This is a genomic window from Mesorhizobium sp. M0159 (assembly GCF_040322295.1).
In the GTDB taxonomy this organism is placed as follows: Bacteria; Pseudomonadota; Alphaproteobacteria; order Rhizobiales; family Rhizobiaceae; genus Mesorhizobium.
Genome location: NZ_JAMYTF010000142.1, coordinates 1 through 746, shown reverse-complemented (window position 1 = coordinate 746; position 746 = coordinate 1). Strand labels below are relative to the sequence as shown.

1 protein-coding gene is annotated in these 746 nt (G+C 63.7%); it reads left to right on the top strand.

Annotation, left to right across the window (positions count from 1 at the left end; genetic code table 11):
* A partial coding sequence (locus NKJ32_RS35440) for a trans-sulfuration enzyme family protein (RefSeq protein WP_352830600.1) occupies positions 1-746 on the top strand: 746 nt, incomplete at both ends.

Sequence of the window (746 nt, the reverse complement as noted above, 5' to 3'; positions counted from 1 at the left end):
GCCGGCTTTTCCAATGCCGTTCAGCCGCCAGTCTTCTTGACCTCGACCTATGGATTCGAAAGCGTGGCAGCGAACGAGGCCGCCGCCGCGCTTGGCGGAAGGCTCTATGCGCGCGAATACAATCCGACGACGGAGATCCTCGAACAACGGCTTGCCAATCTGGAAGGAGCCGAGGCAGGTCTGGTCGTTGCCTCGGGGATGGCGGCTTTCGGGACGCTGATCCTGTCGCTCCTGTCCCAAGGCGATGAACTCATCGTCCACAGGACGCTTTATGTGAACACGCTTGCCATGGTCGAACAGGCGGTCCCCCGCTTCGGCATCAAGGTCGTCGCGGTCGACCTGTCCGATCCTCACAATCTCGATGCCGCGATTACCGAGCGGACCCGGCTTGTTTTCTTCGAGACGCCGGTGAATCCGCTGAGCCGCATCCTCGACATCGCTGCCATTGCCGAGCGCGCCCACGCGCGCGGTGTAAAGGTTGCAGTCGACAGCACCTTCGCCTCCCCCGCGCTCCAGCGGCCGCTCGAACATGGGGCAGACCTCGTGCTCCACTCGCTGACCAAATACATCAATGGGCACGGCGATGCCCTTGGCGGGGCGATTCTCGGCGACGCGCAAACGCTCCGCACGCTGCACGAAACGGGCCTGCGCTACATCACCGGCGCAGCGCTCTCGCCCATGTCAGCCTTCCTGATCCTGCGCGGTCTGAAGACGCTCACGCTGCGCATGGAACGGCACAGCGCCAC